The 19,932-nt window shown below is 69.2% G+C and carries 19 protein-coding genes; 13 read left to right on the forward strand and 6 right to left on the reverse strand.

Going from position 1 to position 19,932, the window contains the following annotated elements:
* Window positions 1–48 precede the first annotated feature (48 nt).
* The 3 genes from madM to F3J18_RS12625 all read right to left on the reverse strand — a co-directional run bounded on the left by madM (window position 49) and on the right by F3J18_RS12625 (window position 1,636).
* Window positions 49–816, reverse strand: a complete 768-nt coding sequence (gene madM, locus F3J18_RS12615; protein ID WP_013691178.1) for a malonate transporter subunit MadM — start codon at window positions 814–816, stop codon at window positions 49–51.
* Between the two features lie 12 nt (window positions 817–828).
* Complete coding sequence (gene madL, locus F3J18_RS12620) at window positions 829–1,212, reverse strand: malonate transporter subunit MadL (RefSeq protein WP_025102103.1); 384 nt, start codon at window positions 1,210–1,212, stop codon at window positions 829–831.
* A gap of 109 nt (window positions 1,213–1,321) precedes the next feature.
* Entirely contained in the window at window positions 1,322–1,636 is a 315-nt protein-coding gene (locus tag F3J18_RS12625) for a hypothetical protein (RefSeq protein WP_166912982.1), read from the reverse strand.
* A gap of 414 nt (window positions 1,637–2,050) precedes the next feature.
* Here F3J18_RS12625 and F3J18_RS12630 point away from each other — a divergent pair, with 414 nt between their 5' ends.
* From F3J18_RS12630 to F3J18_RS12690, 13 genes are all read left to right on the forward strand, one after another.
* Window positions 2,051–2,977: a LysR family transcriptional regulator gene (locus F3J18_RS12630; RefSeq protein WP_036034437.1), complete on the forward strand. Its 927-nt coding sequence runs from the start codon at window positions 2,051–2,053 to the stop codon at window positions 2,975–2,977.
* Window positions 2,978–3,408: 431 nt separating this feature from the next.
* Window positions 3,409–4,665, forward strand: coding sequence for an MFS transporter (locus F3J18_RS12635; protein WP_166912983.1), 1,257 nt, complete (start codon window positions 3,409–3,411; stop codon window positions 4,663–4,665).
* A gap of 108 nt (window positions 4,666–4,773) precedes the next feature.
* Entirely contained in the window at window positions 4,774–6,447 is a 1,674-nt protein-coding gene (locus F3J18_RS12640) for an NAD(P)/FAD-dependent oxidoreductase (RefSeq protein WP_166912984.1), read from the forward strand.
* A gap of 63 nt (window positions 6,448–6,510) precedes the next feature.
* On the forward strand, window positions 6,511–7,215 hold the full coding sequence (locus F3J18_RS12645; protein ID WP_166912985.1) for a CoA transferase subunit A: 705 nt from the start codon (window positions 6,511–6,513) through the stop codon (window positions 7,213–7,215).
* 1 nt (window position 7,216) lies between these two features.
* Window positions 7,217–7,858 (forward strand): CoA transferase subunit B, encoded by a 642-nt coding sequence (locus tag F3J18_RS12650; RefSeq protein ID WP_166912986.1) that lies wholly within the window; start codon window positions 7,217–7,219, stop codon window positions 7,856–7,858.
* 189 nt (window positions 7,859–8,047) lie between these two features.
* A complete protein-coding gene (locus F3J18_RS12655; RefSeq protein ID WP_166912987.1) occupies window positions 8,048–9,451 on the forward strand; it encodes a lysine 2,3-aminomutase in 1,404 nt (467 codons plus the stop codon).
* Window positions 9,448–10,356 carry an N-acyl homoserine lactonase family protein gene (locus F3J18_RS12660; RefSeq protein ID WP_166912988.1) on the forward strand — a complete coding sequence of 303 codons (909 nt, stop codon included), beginning with the start codon at window positions 9,448–9,450 and terminating at the stop codon, window positions 10,354–10,356. Before F3J18_RS12655 ends, F3J18_RS12660 begins: the two co-directional genes overlap by 4 nt.
* The gene (locus F3J18_RS12665; RefSeq protein ID WP_166912989.1) at window positions 10,353–12,257 is read left to right on the forward strand and encodes an FAD/NAD(P)-binding protein; all 1,905 of its coding nucleotides are present in this window, start codon (window positions 10,353–10,355) and stop codon (window positions 12,255–12,257) included. The genes F3J18_RS12660 and F3J18_RS12665 overlap by 4 nt, the downstream gene beginning before the upstream one ends.
* Window positions 12,254–12,916 carry a maleylacetoacetate isomerase gene (gene maiA, locus F3J18_RS12670; RefSeq protein WP_240154644.1) on the forward strand — a complete coding sequence of 221 codons (663 nt, stop codon included), beginning with the start codon at window positions 12,254–12,256 and terminating at the stop codon, window positions 12,914–12,916. Before F3J18_RS12665 ends, maiA begins: the two co-directional genes overlap by 4 nt.
* A gap of 2 nt (window positions 12,917–12,918) precedes the next feature.
* Window positions 12,919–13,437, forward strand: coding sequence for a cupin domain-containing protein (locus tag F3J18_RS12675; protein ID WP_017918676.1), 519 nt, complete (start codon window positions 12,919–12,921; stop codon window positions 13,435–13,437).
* A gap of 65 nt (window positions 13,438–13,502) precedes the next feature.
* Window positions 13,503–14,348: an acetoacetate decarboxylase family protein gene (locus F3J18_RS12680; RefSeq protein WP_166912990.1), complete on the forward strand. Its 846-nt coding sequence runs from the start codon at window positions 13,503–13,505 to the stop codon at window positions 14,346–14,348.
* A gap of 112 nt (window positions 14,349–14,460) precedes the next feature.
* Complete coding sequence (locus F3J18_RS12685) at window positions 14,461–14,895, forward strand: thioesterase family protein (protein WP_166912991.1); 435 nt, start codon at window positions 14,461–14,463, stop codon at window positions 14,893–14,895.
* 83 nt (window positions 14,896–14,978) lie between these two features.
* Window positions 14,979–16,310 carry an MFS transporter gene (locus F3J18_RS12690; RefSeq protein ID WP_166912992.1) on the forward strand — a complete coding sequence of 444 codons (1,332 nt, stop codon included), beginning with the start codon at window positions 14,979–14,981 and terminating at the stop codon, window positions 16,308–16,310.
* A 51-nt stretch (window positions 16,311–16,361) separates the two neighbouring features.
* On the opposite strand, the gene F3J18_RS12695 is transcribed toward F3J18_RS12690, so the two are convergent.
* The 3 genes from F3J18_RS12695 to F3J18_RS12705 form a co-directional block, all read right to left on the reverse strand.
* Window positions 16,362–17,003, reverse strand: coding sequence for a DUF1109 domain-containing protein (locus F3J18_RS12695; protein WP_166912993.1), 642 nt, complete (start codon window positions 17,001–17,003; stop codon window positions 16,362–16,364).
* A complete protein-coding gene (locus F3J18_RS12700; RefSeq protein WP_025102107.1) occupies window positions 17,000–17,572 on the reverse strand; it encodes a sigma-70 family RNA polymerase sigma factor in 573 nt (190 codons plus the stop codon). Before F3J18_RS12700 ends, F3J18_RS12695 begins: the two co-directional genes overlap by 4 nt.
* A 566-nt stretch (window positions 17,573–18,138) precedes the next feature.
* Window positions 18,139–19,932 (reverse strand): 7TM diverse intracellular signaling domain-containing protein (locus tag F3J18_RS12705; RefSeq protein WP_166912994.1); only part of this gene is annotated, 1,794 nt, incomplete at its 5' end.

Raw genomic sequence — 19,932 nt, forward strand, 5'->3', positions numbered from 1 at the left:
GGCGCGGCCGGCGCGGCACCGGGGTGCCGCCGGCCGCGCCCGTCTCGTTCAACCGCCGACGATGGCCCGGGTGGCGAAGAACAGCACCGAGGGCCCGAGCAGGCAGCCGACGCCGGTGTGGAAGGTCGAGATCAGCGCGCCGTAGGGCACCAGCCGCCGGTCGGTGGCGGCCAGCCCGGCCGTCACGCCGCTCACGGTGCCGGCCAGGCCGCCGAAGATCATCGCCGAGCGCGGCGTGCGCAGGCCGAGGAAGCCGGCCGCGAGCGGCGTGCCGACCATCACGATGATGGCCTTGACCAGCCCGGTGGCGATGCTCAGCGCGATCACGTCCGAGCTCGCGCCGATCGCCGCGCCCGTCACCGGGCCGACGATGTAGGTGACGGCGCCCGCGCCGATGGTGGTCATGCTGACCGCGTCGGTATAACCGAAGGCACGCGCCACCAGCGCGCCGACGATGAAGGGCAGCACCGTGCCCAGCAGCAGCGAGACCACGCCGATCATGCCGGCGCGGCGCGCCTCGCTGGCCTGCACCTCGAAGGCGGTGGCGACGATCGCGAAGTCGCGCAGCATCGCGCCGCCCATCACGCCGATGCCGGCGAACAGCGGCACGTCGGCGATGCCCTTCTCGCCGTGGGTGAGCGTGCCGCCCACCCAGGCCAGCGCGAGGCCGATCAGGATCGCGAAGGCGGAGCCGTGCACGCGGCCGCGCGTGAGCGTCTTCGACAGCATCATCGAGATCCACATCACGATCCCGACCAGCGCGAAGGCGGCCACCAGGCCGTTGTGCGAGAGAACTTTCTCGAGCATGGCAAGCATCCCGGCCTCCGCTTATTGCTTGGCCGGCACGAGTGCCGAGTCGTCGTTGCCCAGGCGCGAGAGCACCGCGATGCAGCAGGCGCAGATCGCCACCGCGCCGAGCGCGGCCAGCAGCGCCACCGGGCCGCCCTTGAGCGCCGCCACCACGTTCTGGTTGGCCGCCATCGCCACCACCACCGGGATGTACATGGCGCCCCAGAAGGTCACGCCGGCCTCGGACTCCCTGGGCAGCCAGCCGCGCCGGTGCAGCCAGATGCGCAGCGCGATGAGCAGCAGCATCGCGATGCCGACGCCGCCGACATTGGTCTTGACGCCGATCGCGGCGCCCAGCAGGTCGCCGAGGAACAGGCCGGCGAGATGGCAGAACGCGAGCAGGGCGGTTCCGTAGATGATCATGCATGTCTCCTGTCTGATAGGAATCGGCGGCCGGGGCCGCCGCCCGGTGCCGGCGTCGATGCGCCGGCGTTCTCGGGGGGATGTTGACCGGGTATCCGGTGCGGACAGTCTAGTCCGGCCGAAATCGCCCATTTATGAAGTTGTCCGGAGGATTCAGTGGGAACGGCAATGCCTGGCGCATGGCAGCTTTCGGTTTGTCAGCCGCCGTGGCCGGCGCGGGCCGCGCCGATTCGTCGGACGATCGGGCGATGCCTGGATTCGATTTATCGATCGATGGATTAACGAGCGGTTCGAAAGTAATTCGTAAGAATTGGTGGAATTTGTCCTGTCCGGTTAAGGAAGATTGATCGGCGGCAGGCAATGCTTTCCGTTTTGGATTATTGGCGGAAATTTCGAGCTGTCCGCGGCGGGTCTGGAATTGCATTTCACCAAATAAGGATGGATGGAGACGTGGATGCCGATTTTTTGCAAATAAAATGCTGCTTCGATTTATTGACAAACCCGATCTTTTGCCGTGCAATCGCGATGCCGCGTTTGGCGCGGCGGAGGGCCGGCACGGAGGGCCGGCACGGAGGAGAGCGCCACCCCACCAGGGATTCCGGGCGATCCTCGCGCCGCCTGGAGAAGATGCGATAATCGCACCGATTGGACGGATTGTTGCATGAGACGAGGTTTCGGAAAATCGAACGGAAAAATCGACAAGGTATTTTCGGAATCGGTGGCATCGAATAACAAAATGAATTAATGATTAATCGACGAGAAGAAGTGGCACTGCCCTGGTGCATTGCCATTGGTTTTGCTTCCGAAATCACTCACGCCCCGCAATGACGAGGAATGCATGGATCTGTTAGCCGCAATGCGAATTTTTGTGCGAGTCGTGGAGCGTGGAAACCTGTCGCGGGCCGCCAAGGACCTGGGCCTGGGGCAGCCCGCCGTCAGCGACCGGATCGAACGCCTCGAGCAGCACCTCGGCGTGCGCCTGCTGCTGCGCAGCACGCGTGCGGTCTCGTGCACGGACGAGGGCTCCTTGTTCTACCAGAAGAGCAAGGTGGTGCTCGATGCGGCCGACGAGGCGCGCGCGGTGGTCACGCTCGGTAACAAGATCGTGCGCGGGCGGATCCGCATCGCGGCGCCCCACGGGCTCGGCGATGCGGTACTACCCAAGATCGTCGCGATCATCCGCGAGCAGAACCCGCAGCTCTATATCGACATGATCCTCAACGACGAGCTGACCGATCCGGTGACCGAGGGCGTGGACATCTCGCTGCGCCTGGGCCAGATCGGCGACGGCAATTTCGTGGCGCGCCGGCTCGGGCATATCCGCCGCGTGCTGGTCGCCTCGCCGGAGTACCTGGCCGCGCACGGTTGTCCCGAGGATCCGACCGACCTGGTTCGGCATCCGTTCATCCGCGTCGCGGGCCTGTTCTCGGACGGGCAACTGCGGCTGGTGAACTCGCCCAAGGCGGCACGCGCCACGCCGATCAACATCGTCACCACGGTCAGCCACTGGGGGCCGGTTTATCAGTTGCTGATGAACGGTTGCGGAATCGGCGTGCTGCAGGAGATCGTCTGCGCCGATGCCTTGAAGGCCGGCCGGCTGGTCAAGCTGCTGCCCAACTACACGGTGCCGGGTTTCGACCTGCATGCGCTGTTGCCGGTCACGCGGCCGGTGCCCACCAAGACGCAGATCGTGGTGAGCCTGCTCGAGGAGCACCTGCCCGACTCGGTGCGCATCCGCACCACCACGCCGTCGCTCGAGGCCTGAGCGGCACGCGAGGCCGGCGCCGCCGGCTTCGCGCTGCCTTTCCTTCCCGCGTCTCCCCTCCCACGCTCCCCCCTCCACGTCCAGAATCGGCACGCGCCGCTTGCCTGCCGCTGTCCGCGCGGTCCCCCATCGTTTGCCGGTTCGTGCCGCGCGAGCCATCTCGATGCGCGCGCATCGAATGCGCCGCCAAAGCAGCCGCGCGCCGCACGTTCGTCACGGATTTCATCGATCATGCGGGCTGATTCGGCGGCGCGGGCACTTCTCCCGGCCTTGCCTCGCCAGGCGTAAAGTCGCAACTGGCGCGGGTTTCGGCGTTTCACGAAATGGACTGATCAGCTTCTCTGATAGCTGAAATTGAAAACGCGGCTCTACTCCGGGTTTTCCCCCTCGATTAACGTAAGCGGCAACTTCACTTCGTTCGAGGCCATTTCATGTCCAAACTGAATCTCAAGCTGCTGGGCCCCTGCCTGCTGGCGATCGCGATCGACGCCATGGGCTTCGGCCTGGTCTACCCGATCATGGCGGCGATCTTCTCCGATCCGCATTCGGGCATCATCGGCGCCGGCACCAGCGTCTCGCTGCGCAACTTCTACCTCGGGCTTGGCTACGGCGTCTATCCGTTCTTCATGTTCTTCGGCTCCTCGCTGATGGGCGAGCTGTCGGACGGCTACGGGCGCCGCAGGATCCTGCTGCTCTGCATCTTCGGCCTGGCGCTGAGCTACCTGCTGATGGCGCTCGGCGCGCTGCTGCCGAGCATCGCGCTGCTGCTGGTCGGGCGCGGTCTGAGCGGGCTGATGGCGGGCTGCCAGGGCATCGCGCAGGCGGCCATCACCGACGTCAGCACGCCGGAAACCAAGGCCTACAACATGAGCATCATGTCGATGGCCTTCAGCGCCGGTGTGATCGTCGGCCCGGTGCTGGGCGGCATCACCTCGGACCGCACGATCCTGCCGATCTTCAACTACGGCACGCCGTTCCTGCTGGTTGCCGCGCTGTCGGTGTTCTGCGGCCTGTGGACCTTCTGGACCTATCGCGACGCGAACCCGCCCAAGGGCAAGACCCACGTCGACATCCTGCTGCCGCTGCGCATCATCTACGAGGCCGGCCGCCATCATCGCGTCGCCTTCCTGTCGATCGTGTTCTTCCTGATGCAGGTCGGCTACGGCCTCTACCTGCAGACCATCATGCTGGTGCTGCAGACCCGCTTCGGCTACACCAGCTCGCAGCTCGGCCTGTTCAGCGGCCTGATCGGCATCTGCTTCGTGTTCGGCCTGATGGTGATCGTGCGCCTGATGCTGAAGGTCTGGAGCGTGGTGGACATCGCCAAGCTCGGCCTGCTGATCGCCGGCATCGGCCAGGTGCTGTCGGCCCTGCTGCCGCACGAGGGCATGCTCTGGGGGCTAGGCATGGTGGTCGGCTGCTTCGACATGGTGGCCTACACCACCATGTACACCGCCTACTCGGACGCGGTGGCGGTCGAGCGGCAGGGCTGGGCGCTCGGCGTCGCGGGTTCCGTGATGGCGATCGCCTGGGTGGTGACGGGCTTCCTGACCAACCTGCTGCCGGTGGTCGGTGAGTTGGGACTGCTGATGATCGGCGGCCTGAGCTTCATCCTGAGCTTCCTGATGATGATGGCATACGGCCGCAAGTGGTCGTCGGTGGCCGTCGGCGTCGGAGCGCGCGTCTAACACCGAAGCCGGCGCGCGGGCGGCCCTGGCGCCGCCCGCTGCCGGGCGCCTCGGGCTCCGGGCCGGCGATTTCCAACCCAAGCAACTCATCGACTGCAAAGGATCACCATGTTGACTCAGCAAGCGCGACAACCCGCCTTCGACATGATCATCGTCGGCGCGGGCGTGGCAGGTCTCTACATGCTTCACCGCGCGCGGCAGGCCGGCCTGCGCGTGCGCCTGTTCGATGCGGCCGGCGGCATCGGCGGCACCTGGTACTGGAATCGCTACCCCGGCGCCCGCGTCGATATCGAGAGCTTCGAATACTCGTATTCGTTCTCGCGCGAGCTGGAGCAGGACTGGCACTGGAGCGAGCGCTACGCCTCGCAGCCCGAGCTGCTGCGCTACTTCGAGCATGTCGCGGATCGTTTCGGGCTCCATGAGGACATCCAGCTCGACACGCGCATCGATTCGCTGGTGTTCGACGAGGCCGGCGAGGCCTGGACCCTGCGCACCCAGGGCGGCGAGGTGTTCGAGACGCGCTTCTGCGTGATGGCCACCGGCTGCCTGTCGGCGCCGAAGACGCCCGACATCGCCGGCTACGGCAGCTTCGCCGGCGAGACCCTGTTCACCTCGCGCTGGCCGCACCGCAAGGTGGATTTCGCCGGCAAGCGGGTGGCCGTGATCGGCACCGGATCGTCGGCGATCCAGATGGTGCCGGTGGTGGCGCGCGAGGCCGCGCAGCTCACGGTGTTCCAGCGCACCCCGAACTACAGCATCCCGCTGCGCAACCAGCCGATGGATCCGGCCTACGAGCAGCGCATGAAGGCGAACTACGTCGCGCTGCGCGAGATGGAGTGGCAATCGCCGGGCGGCTTCGTCTGCGTCGGCGGCGAACCGCGCCAGCCGCTGCGGATTCCCGCCGCCTCGGTGTCGGCCGAGGCGCGCCGGCGCGAATTCGAGGCGCGCTGGGAGGCGGGCGGCCTGTGCCTCTATACCTGCTACACCGACCTGCTGACCAACGAGGACGCCAATGCCGAGCTGTCCGCCTTCGTGCGCGACAGGCTGCGCGCCAAGATCGACGATCCGGAGCTGGCCGACAAGCTGGTGCCGCGCGACCACCCGATCCTGACCAAGCGCCTGTGCGCCGACAGCGGCTACTTCGAGACCTTCAACCGCGACAACGTCTCGCTGGTCGACCTGCGCGAGACGCCGCTGGCGTCGATCACGGCGCGTGGCATCGTGGCGGGCGGCGTCGAGCACGAATTCGACGTCATCGTGTTCGCCACCGGCTTCGACGCGGTCACCGGCGCGCTGCTCAATGTCGAGATCCGCGGCCGCGATGCGCTGACGCTGCGCCAGGCCTGGCAGGACGGCCCGCTGACCTATCTCGGCCTGATGAGCGCCGGCTTCCCGAACCTGTTCAACATCGCCGGCCCGGGCAGCACCGCCTCGCTGAGCAGCGCGATTCCCTGCGACGAGCATCAGGTGGACCTGGTGATGAAGCTGGTGGACGGCACCCGGCAGCGCCGTGCGGCCAGCATCGAGCCCACCGAGGCGGCGCAGCGTGCCTGGACCGAACGCATCGAGTCGATCGGCTCGAACTCGCTGCTCCATCGCACCAATTCCTGGTACCTCGGCGCGAACATTCCCGGCAAGCCGCGCGTGGTGATGCTCGACCTGGAGGGTTTCGACGCCTACATGGCGTTCTGCGACGGCGTGCTGGCGCGCGGCTACGAAGGTTTCGCGTTCGGCGCCGCATCGGGTGCCGAGGCGCTGGCCGAAACCGCGGCCGAGGCCTGACCCGCTTCCCTTGCCGCCCGCCGGTCCAGGCCGGTGCAGGGCGGCTTCCATGAGGAAATCCGAATGAGCAAGATTCATTCAAGCGCGGCTGCCGCGCTCGAAGGCATCGTCGCGGACGGCCAGACCCTCGCGGTCGGCGGCTTCGGCCTGTGCGGCATCCCCGAGGCGCTGATCGCCGCGCTGCGTGACAGCGGTGTGCGCGAGCTGACCTGCATCAGCAACAACGCCGGCGTCGACGGCTTCGGCCTGGGCCTGCTGCTCGAGACGCGCCAGGTGCGCAAGATGATCTCGTCCTACGTGGGCGAGAACAAGGAGTTCGAGCGCCAGTACCTGGCCGGGGAGCTCGAGCTGGAATTCACGCCGCAGGGCACCCTGGCCGAGAAGCTGCGCGCCGGCGGCTCGGGGATCCCGGCGTTCTTCACCAATACCGGCTTCGGCACCGTGATCGCCGAGGGCAAGGAAACGCGCCGGTTCGGCGACAGGCACTACGTGCTGGAACCCTCGCTGACGGCCGACGTCGCCCTGGTCAAGGCCTGGAAGGCCGACAAGTCGGGCAACCTCGTCTATCACCGCACCGCGCGCAACTTCAACCCGATGTGCGCGATGGCGGGACGCATCACGGTGGCGGAAGTCGAGGAGATCGTCGAGAACGGCGAGCTCGATCCGGACCACATCCATACGCCGGGGATCTTCGTGCAGCGCCTGGTGCTGAACGCGAGCCCGGAAAAACGCATCGAACAACGCGTGGTGCGCGCGAAGGGAGACTGAGATGGCTTGGAATCGTGAGCAGATGGCCGCGCGCGCGGCGAAGGAACTGCGCGACGGCTACTACGTGAACCTCGGCATCGGCCTGCCGACCCTGGTGGCCAACCATGTACCGGCCGGCGTCGAGGTCTGGCTGCAATCGGAGAACGGCCTGCTCGGCATCGGCCCCTCGCCGACCGAGGAGGAAATCGACGCGGACCTGATCAATGCCGGCAAGCAGACCGTGACGACCCTGCCGGGCTCCTCGATCTTCTCCTCGGCCGATTCGTTCGCGATGATCCGCGGCGGCCACATCAACCTGGCGATCCTCGGCGCGATGCAGGTCAGCAAGAACGGCGACCTGGCGAACTGGATGATCCCCGGCAAGATGATCAAGGGCATGGGCGGCGCGATGGACCTGGTGGCCGGCGTCAAGCGCGTGGTGGTGCTGATGGAGCACGTCGCGAAGGGCGACCAGCACAAGATCCTCGAGGCATGCACGCTGCCGATCACCGGCCTGGGCGTGGTCGACCTGATCATCACCGATCTCGGCGTGATCGAGGTGACGCCGGCCGGGCTGGTCGTCACCGAGCTGGCCGAGGGCGTGAGCGCCGAGCAGATCAAGGCGAGCACCGGCACGCGGCTGGATCTGAGCCGGGTGGCCTGAGCCGCGGCAGGGCGGGCGCCGGCGCAGAACCCGGCACCGGGCGGGATCAGGCTCGAGCGGGACCAGGGACGTGGCTGCAGGCACGACTCGTACCATAAATTTGGTAGTGCGAATAAATAACGAAAAGACGTAGTGGGCTCGACGCGTTTCCGAATGCGAACCATCTAGAACTTGAGAGAGATATCCACCATGAGTGACCAGATCCCGAAGTTCAAGCCGCTCACGCGGCATACCATTACCCAGACGCCGCAATGGGCGTTGTTGTCGGCGGAGCACCAGGAGGCGGTCGACATCGTCTCGCGGGTGCTGCCGTTCCGTGTCAATTCCTACGTGCTCAACGAGCTGATCGACTGGAACGATATTCCCGACGATCCGATCTACCGCCTGACCTTCCCGCATCGCGACATGCTGCGCGAGGACGAATACGCCTCGTTGCGCGACCTGGTGCGTGCCGGCGCCGCCGAGGCCGAGATCGAGCGCGCGGTGCACGGCATCCGGATGCGCATGAATCCGCATCCGGCGGGCCAGCTCACCCACAACGTGCCCTACCTCGACGGCAGGCCGCTGGCTGGCCTGCAGCACAAGTATCGCGAGACCGTGCTGTTCTTCCCGAGCGCGGGCCAGTCCTGCCATGCCTACTGCACCTTCTGCTTTCGCTGGCCGCAGTTCGTCGGCATGGACGAGCTGAAGTTCGACGCGCGCACCTCGGAGGAACTGGTGGCCTACCTGCGCCGCCACCCGGAAGTCACCGACATCCTGGTGACGGGCGGCGACCCGATGGTGATGAACGCGCGCTCGCTCGGCGAGTACCTGGAGCCGCTGCTGGCGCCCGAGTTCGCCCATATCCAGAACATCCGGATCGGCACCAAGTCGGTGGCCTACTGGCCGCATCGCTACGTCACCGACAAGGACGCCGACGACCTGCTGCGCGTGTTCGAGAGGGTGGTGGACTCGGGCCGCAACCTGGCGCTGATGGGCCACTACAACCATCCGCGCGAGCTGCAGCACCCGGTCGCCGAGCGGGCGGTGCGGCGCATCATCGGCACCGGCGCGAGCCTGCGCATCCAGGCGCCGCTGATCCGCCACATCAACGAGGATCCGGCCGCCTGGGCCCAGCTCTGGACCACCGGCGTGCGGCTCGGCGCGATCCCGTACTACATGTTCGTCGAGCGCGACACTGGCCCGAGCCACTACTTCAAGCTGCCGCTGGCGCGCGCCTACGAGATCTTCCAGGCCGCCTACAGCCAGGTGTCGGGGCTCGCGCGCACGGTGCGCGGCCCGTCGATGAGCGCGTTCCCGGGCAAGGTGATGGTGGACGGCATCGTCGAGCTGAACGGCGAGAAGGTGTTCGCGCTGCAACTGCTGCAGGGGCGCAACCCGGACTGGGTGCGTCGCCCGTTCTACGCGAAGTTCGACCCCGAGGCGACCTGGTTCGACGAACTGGTGCCGGCCTTCGGCGAGAAGCAGTTCTTCTTCCAGCAGGCGCTGGATGCGATGGAAGGCGGCGGCCACGGCCGCGGTCACGGCGGGCGGCATATCCCGATCCAGCCGGCCGGCGCGCTCGACGAGGCGCTGCTGGAGGTGGTCGAATGAGCGGCGCCACGCAAGCGGCCGAGGCCGTCTACGAGGTCTATGCGCTGCGCTACGCGACCCACGACACGCGGCGCAGCGGCGAGAACTACCTCGGCGAGGATCCGCACGAGGACGTCTCGATGCCGCTCGACTTCTATGTCTGGGTAATCCGCGGCAACGGCCGCGTGGTGCTGGTCGACACCGGCTTCGACGCGGCCACCGCGGCGCGGCGCCAGCGGCGCTATCTGCATGCGCCCCAGGCCCTGCTCGGCGAGCTGGGGATCGCCCCCGGCGACGTGGACACGGTACTGATCAGCCACATGCACTACGACCATGCCGGCAATATCCGCGCCTTCCCGCAGGCCACGCTGCGCCTGCAGGAAGCCGAGATGGCCTATTGCACGGGCCGCTGCATGTGCCATGCGACGGTGCGCCGGCCGTTCGAGCCGCGCGACGTGTGCGCAGCGATCGAGCAACTGCATGCCGGTCGCGTCGAGTTCACGCAGGGCGACGAGACCATCGCGCCCGGCATCGAGGTGCACCTGATCGGCGGCCATACCGCGGGCCTGCAGGCGGTGCGCGTGAATACCGCGCGCGGCCGGGTGGTGCTGGCCAGCGACGCGGCCCATTACTGGGACCACGTGCGCGCCGGCCGGCTGTTCCCGATCGTGCATCACGTCGGCGAGATGCTCGACGGCCATCGCCGCCTGCGGCAACTGGCCGACGGTCCCGAGCACGTGATTCCCGGTCACGACCCGCTGGTGCGCGAGCGCTTCTCGCACTGGAACGGCCATCCCGACATCGTCGCGCTGCATCTGCCGCCGCTCGCGCGCGAGGGCGGTGACGAGGAGAAGGCCGAGGACAGCGCCGAGCCGCATCGTGCCCGGCACGACGAGGCCGTATTGGAGACGGGGGACGCACGATGAGCCATACGATTCCGATCGCGATCGTCGGCATGGGGCCGCGCGGCGTGACCCTGCTGGAGCGCCTGTTCGAGTATGCCGAGCGCATTCCGCCCCAGGTGCGGCTCGAGATCACCGTGTACGACCCGAACCAGGGCGGCGAGGGCGTGCACCGCGCGAGCCAGCCGGACCACCTGCTGATCAACACGGTCGCCTCGCAGGTCACCCTGTTCGCGCCGGGCAGCCGGCTCGGCCGTGACGGCGCGCCCTCGCTGGTGGACTGGGCGAAGGCCGACGGCTATCGCGTGGTGGACGGCGCGTTCCGGCGCACGGCCGCGGGCGAGGGCCGCGAGATCAACGATGCCGATCACCTGCCGCGCAGCCTGCTCGGCGAATACCTGAGCTGGATCCACGGGCGCATCGTCGCCGCGCTGCCCGACAGCGTGAGCCTCACGCACCGGCGCACCAGCGTGGTCGACCTGGTGCCGCAGCAGCACGGCTACCTGGTGGTCGAGCAGGACGGCGGCTCGCGTTTCGCCGAGTTCGTGTTCCTGGCCACCGGCCACGGGCGGCGCCGCCCGAGCGAGGCGGACCGCGGCTTCGAGCAGTTCGCCAAACGCCATTTCTTCAACAACCCCGATCTCGCCTACCTGCCCACGCCCTATCCGATCGAGCTGCTCGACGAGGTATCGGCGCGCGCCACGGTGGCGATCCAGGGCTTCGGCCTGACCGCCCACGACGTGATCTCGGCGCTCACGCTGTGGCGCGGCGGACGCTACGTCGAGCGCGGCGGCGAACTGGTCTACGAGAAATCCGGGCTGGAGCCGCACATGCTGCTGGTGTCGCGCCAGTGCCTGCCGTTCGCCGCGCGCGGCATCAACCAGAAGGGGCTGACGGGCCGTCACGAGGCGCGCTTCTTCACGCCGGCCGCGGTGGCCCGGCTGCACCAGGCCGCCTTCGAGGCCAGCGGCGACCCGCGCATCGATTTCCGCGCCCAGGTGCTGCCGCTGGTGATCAAGGAGATGGCCTATGCCTGGCGCCGCGCCGCGCAGGGCGGCGAGCTCGACGCGGCCGGCTTCGAGCCCTCGCCCGAGGAACTGCGTGCCGTGCGCGAGATCCTCTGGCCGCTCTACGACCGCGAATTCCGCTCCTTCGCCGAATTCCACGCCTTCTTCCACCGGCATGTCGCCGAGGACCTGGCCGAGGCGCTGCGCGGCAATCTCGCCAGCCCCGCGAAGGCGGCCACCGACGTGCTGCGCGATACGCGCGAGGCGCTGCGCGCGGCGGTCGAATACGGCGGTCTCACGCCCGAGTCGCATCGCTATTTCGTCGAGGACTTCAACGCGATCACCAATCGCATCGCCTTCGGGCCGCCGCTGCGCCGCAACCGCGAGTTCCTCGCGCTGCACGCGGCGGGTTTGATCGACGTGGCGGGCGGCCCCGGCACGCGCGTGATCGACTGCGATGCGAGCGCGCGCTTCCGCATCGAGGCGCGCTACGGCGAGCGGCTGGAACGCTGGTATGCCGACGTGCTGGTGTCGGCGCGGCTCGACAGCTACAGCCCGCTGACCGATGCCTCGCCGCTGTCGGCGGCGCTGCTCGCGCGCGGCATCGTGCGGCCCTATCTGAACGGCGACTATCACCCGGGCGGCATCGACATCGATACCGGCCTGCATCCGGTCGGCCCCGACGGCGAGAGCCGCACGCGCCTGTGGGCGATCGGCTTCCCGGTGGAGGGCGCGCATTTCTACACGCATGCGCTGCCGCGCCCCGGCATCGCCTCGCGCCAGACGCGCGACGCGGCCTGCTGCATCGAGGAGCTGCTCGACGTGATCGCGGCCGGGCAGGCGCTGGCCGCATCCGGGCAGGCGCGCCGTTCGACGACGCACGACGACGCGACGCTGGCCGTCGCCGAGGAGGAATGAAGATGGTCACCCTGCACGATTTCTATCGCTCCTCCGCGTCGTTCCGGATCCGCATCGCGCTGAACCTGAAGCGGATCCGCTACGACCAGGTGGTGCACGACCTCGATACCGGAGCGCATCGCGCGAGCGCCTACCTGGCGCTCAACCCGCAAGGGCTGCTGCCCGCGCTGGAGGCAGGACGCCAGGTGCTGACGCAGTCGGCCGCGATCCTCGAGTTCCTGGAGGCCGCCTATCCCGATCCGCCGCTGCTGCCCGCCACGCCGGTCGAGCAGGCACGCGTGCGCGCGCTGTTCCAGTCGATCGCGGCCGACACGCATCCGCTCACCACCATGCGTGCCGGGCGCTACCTGAAGACCGTGCTCGGTTGCGACGATGCGGCGGTCGCGCACTGGAAGCAGCACTGGATGATCGACGGGCTGTCCGCCTTCGAGACGCAACTGGCGGGCGATCCCTGGACGGGGCGCTATTGCCACGGTGGCCGCGTGTCCTTCGCCGATCTCGCCCTGGTGCCGCAGGCGGTCTCGGCGCAGAAGCTCGGCATCGACCTCGATGCGTTCCCGACCATCGCGCGCATCGTCGAACACTGCATGCAACTTCAGGCCTTCCGGGATGCGCATCCGGATGCCTGCTCACCACAACCCACGCTCATCAAGGAGTGACCATGCAGCCCATCGAAGGAGACATCCTCCCGTTCTCCGAGTACCTCGAACTGACCGCCAAGCCGATCGCCGATCCGGTGGTGTGGCGCTGGCAAGCGATCGAATCCGGAACCGGGGCCCGCCCCCACAACCCCCAGGGCACGCTGGCGCTGTCCGGCGGCAACGTGGACGAACACGGCACCGTGGCGCCGGATCTTTCCCTCGTGATCCAGGTGCTCAAGCCGGGCGAGACCACCGAGCGCCACCGCCATTCGTTCTGGCATCTCTACATCGCGCGCTCGGGCTCGGGCCAGATCGCCTTCGGCGAGGAAGGCGTGGTCGAGCATATCGAGCCCGGCGACACCGTGTTCGTGCCGGCCTGGTGCTTCCACGCGATCGGCAACCGTTCCGGCAGCGAGCCCTTCGTGCTGTACCGGCTGCAGAACCTGCCGCAGAACGCCAGCGCGGGCAACCTGATGCGCGAGATCGGCGGCAAGCTGCAGGTGATCTACGCCGATCCCGGCCTGGCCACCCATCGATGACACCCGCGGCGGCGGCGCCGGCCTGCCGCCGCCGACGCCGTCGCCCGCAGCGAAAGGAGAGACCCGTGAGCTACACCTTCGAGAAGGGCCGCATCTACCGGATGCCGACGCATTTCGGCCCGGCGCCGGGGCCGCGCCAGTTGCCCGACGCGCTGGCCGCGGATCCGGCGCGCAAGCCCAGGCGGCTGAGCGTGTCGGCCTCGTTCCTGACCGACGCGGCGCGGCTCGAGCGGCATCTGCCCGAGTCCTTCGCGCTGGCCGGCGAGCCGGTGGTGACGGTCGAGTTCCACTACCTCAGCGATATCGACTGGCTGGCGGGACGCGGCTACACCATGGTCCACGTGAGCTGGCCGGCGGTGTTCACCGGCCTGGCCGACCGCGCCAGCGGCAAGTTCCTGGCGGCGGTCTGGGAGAACCTGGCCGATCCGATCATCACCGGTCGCGACGAGATCGGCCATCCCAAGCTCTATGCCGAGGTGCCGCCGCCGCGCCGCTGCAACGGCGAGCAGCTGTGCGAGGCCGGCTGGATGGGCTTTCGCTTCCTGGAACTGGCGGTCGGCGAGCCGCGCGAGGCGAGCGCCGGCGGCGCGGCGAAAGGGGCGGCGAAAGGGCCGGCGAGTGGCTCGGACGGCACCCTGATGCTGAAGTACAAGCCGCGTACCGGCGACTGGGGCGAGGCCGACCTCTGCCAGGTCACGCTCACGCCCGCGCACGATCCCAGCGTCACGGTCGAGCAGCGCCACCTCGGCGAGGCGCGGCTGCGCTTTCATCCGGCCAGCTGGTCGGACCTGCCGACCATGGCGCACGTGGTCAACGCGCTGGCCGAGCTGCCGGTGCTGGAGATGCGCGGCGGCGCGGTGGTGCAGGCCCGCGGCGGCAAGTCGTATCGCGACCAGCGCGTGCTGCGCTGACGCGCGTCGCGCGAGGGCGGCCCGCGCGGCCCTCGCCGGTAGTCGTATTCGTTCGTTGTGCTTTGTTTTTCCGGGCGCGCCGCGCCCGGCCCCAACCCACCGAGGAACCGACATGACCCGAGCCTTCACCCAGCAATTCGACGTGACCTACCGCGACCAGGATCCCGCCGGCCACGTCAGCGCCACCCTGTACTACGTCTACATGCTGAACGCCTACATGGCCTATGCGCACCAGCTGCTCGAGATCCCGCTCACCGAGGGCATCCCGCAGATCATGCTGAAGACCTCCTGCGAATACGTGCATCCGGCCAAGTGGGGCGACCGGCTGGAGGTCAGCGCGCGCGTCTCGCGGCTCGGCACCAAGAGCTTCGACATCGAGTACCGCATCACCATCGCGGGCGAGCCCTCACGCCTGATCGCGACGGGCGGCTCCACCCACGTCGCCTACGACTACGCCAGCGAGCGCACCGTGCCGCTGTCCGAGGCCTTCCGCGAGCGCGTGCAGGCCTACCAGGAAAGCGCGCGCGAAGCCGAGCCGGTCGCCTGAGGCGGCCCGCACGCAGCCCACATGCGGCCCACTCGCGGCCCGGCGCGCCGGGCCGCTCAACGATCCCATCCGGGAGAACCGGCATGTCCCCAGTCGCCCCGCCCAGCGAGGCCGCCTCCGCGTCGAGGCTCTATCGACGGCTCGACCTCCGCCTGCTGCCGTTCCTGTTCCTGTGTTACCTGTTCGCCTGCCTCGACCGGCTCAACGTCGGCCTCGCCAAGCTGCAGATGCAGCACGACGTGGGCTTCTCCGACCTGCAGTACGGCATCGGCGCGGGCATCTTCTTCATCGGCTACGCGCTTTGCGAGGTGCCCTCCAACCTGTGGCTGGCACGCACCGGCGCGCGCCGCGCGATCAGCCGGATCCTGGTGCTGTGGGGGCTGGTGTCGGCGGCCATGGCGCTGACGCACGACGTCGGCACCTTCTACGTGCTGCGCTTCCTGCTCGGCGTGTTCGAGGCCGGCTTCACGCCCGGCATCCTGCTCTACCTGACCTGGTGGTATCCGCAGTCGCGCATGGCGCGCGCGATCGCGGTGGTGATGGTGGGCGGCCCGATCGCGGGCGTGGTGGCGGGGCCGGTGTCGATCTGGGCGATCACGCACCTGGCCGGCGTGGCCGGGCTGGCCGGCTGGCAGTGGATGTTCCTGGTGGAAGGGCTGCCCTGCGTCGCGCTGGGGCTGGCCGCGCGCGTGCTGCTGGTGGACCGGCCCGACGAGGCGCGCTGGCTGACGCCGGCCGAGCGGCAGCGCCTGGCGGCCGAGGTGCCGCCAGCGGCGCCGGCCCGCCACGGTTTCGCGCGGGTGGCCGCCGATCCACGGCTGTACCTGATGTCCGCAGCCTACTTCTGCATCATCTGCGGCATCTACCTGATCAATTTCTGGCTGCCCGAGCTGCTGAAGTTCAACGGCGTGACCGAGCCGACCCGGCTCGGCCTGTATGCCTCGATCCCGTTCGCGCTCGCCACGCTCGGCATGGTGGCGATCGGCCGGCGTTCCGACCGGCGTGGCGAGCGCCGCTGGCACAGCGCGCTGCCGGCCTTCGCCGGCGCCTTGTGCCTGGCGCTGGCGGCATCGGGCGGCACCGGGCCGGGCATGGCGCTGCTGTCGATCTCGCTGGCGACCGCCGCGATCTGGATGGCCTACACGGTGTTCTGGGCGATTCCGCCGGCCTATCTGAAGGGCGCCTCGGCGGCGGGCGGGATTGCGCTGATCAACACCATCGGCGTGACGGGTGGCTTCCTGAGCCCGGTGGCGATCGGCTGGCTGCGCACCGCGCATGGGGATTTCCGCGCGGGGCTGTGGCTGATGGCGGCGGTGATGCTGGCCGGCGCGCTGCTGCTGGCGGCGATTAGGCCGCCCTCGGCGGCCGGGCGCGAGCCGCGCGTGATGGTGGCGGCCGAGACGGTGGAGTCCTGAGGGGCGAGGCGCGCGGGATGGTGCGAGCGGCTTGTCGGCTGCGCGCCGCGCTCACCAGCGCAGCACGCGCGGCCCGAGCAGGGCGCCGGCGACGGTCGGCACCAGCATGCCGAGCAGGTACCAGACCCCCCAGAAGGCCACGCCCATCTCCGGGCAGTGCAGGCAGTAGACCAGGGTGGCCACCGCGCCCGACAGCAGGCCGCCCGCGGCGCCGGCCAGCGCCAGGCGGGTGGGCGCGAGGCTGCGCAGCGCGCCCAGGGTGGCAATGAAGCCGGGGATCGACAGCATCGAGATCGCGAACGGGCAGATCTTCCAGGTCTGGCCGAGCACCATCGCGAGACGCTCGCCGGCCGGCGTGAGCGCTAGCATGACGAGGGTGGCGATCCACACCACCGCCACCGGCGAGGCCACCAGCAGGCCCGCGCCGCCCGCGCGCGCGCCGGGCCGCGCCAGCCTGAGCGCGCCGCGCAGCGAGCCGATCGCGATCGCCAGCGGCAGGGCCACCTTGGCCCAGAACAGCGGCGTTTGCGCGACCGTCGCCAGGTCGTGGCGCAGGCCGAGCACGGCCAGCATCAGCAGCAGCGCGCCGCCCGCGCCGATCGCGACGGCGGTCGCGAAGCGCTTGGCGGGCAGGTGCGGGTCGACGGGCGTGACGCCCGTCGCCAGCATGGAAATCAGTTCATCGGTCTTCATCGTGTTCCGCGTATCTTCGCGGCCAGTGCCTTCAGGCCGCGATGCACTCCGATCTTGACGGCCGATTCGGAAAGGCCGGTCATCCGCGCGGTTTCCGCCACGGACAATCCCTCCAGCTTGACGTGCACGATCGGCAGGCGTTGCCGGTCGGGCAGGGTGTCGAGCAGCTGGCCCAGGTCGCGCCGCGCCTCGGACGACTCCAACTCCGGCGGGGCGATCCACTCGGCCTCGTCGTCGAAGCTGTCGTTGAGCGCCTCGTGGCGCGACCAGGCGCGGAAGTAGTCCACCAGCTTGTAGCGCGCGATCGCGTGGACCCAGGCCGTCAAGGGTTCGCCGGCGCGATAGGTGTGACGCTTGTCGTGAATCGCCAGCAGCATCTCCTGCACCAGGTCCTCGACGTCGGACGGGCGGCTCGCCAGCCGGCGCCTGACGAAGCCGCGCAAGTGCGCGGACAAGGCGTTCAGGAAGCGGCGGTAGGCAGCCTCGTCGCCGCCCAGGCCGAGCAGCAGCCATTGCCGCAGTTCCTGCTCGGTGCGTTGTCGCGCGGCGCTGTCTTGAGTTCGTTCCATCCGTGTCGGCGGTTACACCGGGCGCAAAAAATTTCGTCGATTCTACGACGGCGACGGGACGGGAGGCGTTTCTTGTGGGGTCAGGGCAACAAGGCGGGTCGCGGGCGAGTGGCGCGCGGGTGGCGCGAAGCGGGTGCCGGGGCGGCTCGGGCGGCCGCGGTAAGGGCCTGGCCGGCGGTCTTGGTGAGCCGGCCGACGCTGCCGCGCCGGCCGGTCACCGCCTCGTGCCAGAGAATGACGAACGATGCGTGTCTTCAGGGCGCATCGTCCATCGCATTCGCCTGCCGGGCCGGTCGCGCCGCGCGCTGCCGCCGGTGTCGGCCCGTGCGGCGCCTTGCTCGCGCCGCGCTTCCTTGCCTTGGCAAGCGAATGTGCGGGCAGATTAACAATCCGCCCCATGGGTGCCCATCCCCCGAAATTGGTAAGCCGATGAACCATGCCGGGCGGCCGATGTCGCGTGGCGCGCGGCGGGCTCGAAGGCGGGTTCGAAGGTGGGTTGGAAGATGGCGCGAGCCTGGCCGGAAGCTGTCGGTAGCGTGGCGCCCGGCTGTCGTTCGGGCGCTCGCTCAGCCGGCGCCGGCGGGCGTGCCGAGCCCGGGAATGCTCACCGTCAGCCGCGTGCCGCTCGCGTCGGAGGCGATCCGCAGCACGCCGCCGAGCCGGCCGACGCGCGCGCGCAGGCTGCGCATGCCGATCCCGCCGTGCAGCGTCGGCGCTTCCGGGTCGAAGCCGCGGCCGTTGTCGGCGACGGCCATGCGCAGCCCCTCGGCGTCGTGCACCACGGCGATCTCGATGCGGCTCGCGCCGCTGTGGCGCAGCGCGTTGGTGGCCGCCTCCTGCAGCACGCGCATCACGTCCAGGCAGGTCGCGTTGGGCAGGTGCAGGCTGTCGATGCCGGCCAGCTCCCAGCGGCAGTCGATGTCCTGCGCCTCGAAGGCGCGCGCCAGCCGGTGCCGCATCGGCGCGATGAAGCCGTCCAGCGAGCGCGTGCCGGCATGGTCGAGCGAGGCCGAGTCGATGATGATGCGCAGGTCGTCGCGCAATTCCTTCAGGATGCCGAGGAAACGCGCCGGCGGCATGTCCTGCGGCGCGTGCTCGAGCGTGGTGATGCTCGACACCAGGGTGCCGCCCAGCCCGTCGTGCAGGTCCTGCGCGAGCGAGAGCCGCTCGTTCAGGCGTGCATTGGTGACCTGCAGCGCGTGCTCGCGGTCCAGTGTGTCGCGCAGCTCGCGCTTGGCCTCGGCCACCGCGCTGGTCAGCTCGTGGTTGAACTGCTCGATGCGGCGCAGGTTGGTGACGAAGCGCCAGGCCAGCACCAGCGCCATCCCGATCATCTCGAACTGCGCGGCGATCGAGGTGTAGTAGACGTTGTCGCCGAGCACGCCGAGGAAGGTCAGCAGGTCGTGCATGCAGGCCAGCACGAAGACCAGCATGCAGCCCGACAGCGCCAGCCGGTCGGCGCGCGGCCGGCGCAGCGAGAACACGATGAAGGCGCTGCAGCAGCCGATGAAGGTCAGCGCGGGCAGCAGGGCGATGGCCGCGCGCACCGTCTCGATCGAGCCGCGCGGCGCGAGCAGCATGGCCAGCGTCTGCGCCGCGGCGAGCAGCCAGAGCAGGCGCTCCAGGCGCGGGCAGCGGCGGTTCGCGAAGCGCAGCGTGAACATCGCGAAGCTGACGCTGAACAGCACCACCGCGATCGACATGGCCGCTTCCCAGCCGTCGGTGCTCGCGAACGGCCAGGGCGAGGTGGCCGCCTGGTTCATCTGGAAGCACCACCAGGCCATCGACTGCAGCCCGAACCAGCCGTACAGGCTCTCGCGGCGGCGCATCAGCCAGAGCACCACGAAGAAGCAGCCGAGCGTGGAGGTGACGGCCAGGCTGTAGAGCTGCAGGTCGCGACGCACCTGGTGGGCATGCGCGTAACGGCGCTCGACCTGCGCGGGGGCGCCCACCGTCACCGGGCCGAGCCCCGGCGCGTAGGCGGCCAGGCCCGAGACGCGCACCAGCAGGGTATTGCTGCCGGCCACCAGCAGCGAGGCCGGCAGCAGCCAGCGGCGCGGCATGTTCCAGCTGCGGCTGAGCGGTTCCTTCAACTGCGGGTCGGCGGCCAGCAGGCTGCCGTTCAGGTAGAGCGCGCCCGCCATGTTCACGTAGTCGATGAAGGCGGCCGCCGGCGCGTCGCCGAGGCAGGCGCGGTCCCAGCGCAAGCGGTACCAGACCACGCCGTCGAAGCCGGGCCAGCGCGAGGTCCAGACGTCGGGCAACTGCACGCGGATCCAGCCGGCGGCGGGCGGCGCGGTGTCGTCCCAGCCGGCGGCGCGCGCGGCTTCGGTCTGCAGCGCGCAGTCGGGCGGCTCGGC

This window comes from Burkholderia sp. Ax-1720 (assembly GCF_011753035.1).
Taxonomy (GTDB): Bacteria; Pseudomonadota; Gammaproteobacteria; order Burkholderiales; family Burkholderiaceae; genus Burkholderia; species Burkholderia gladioli.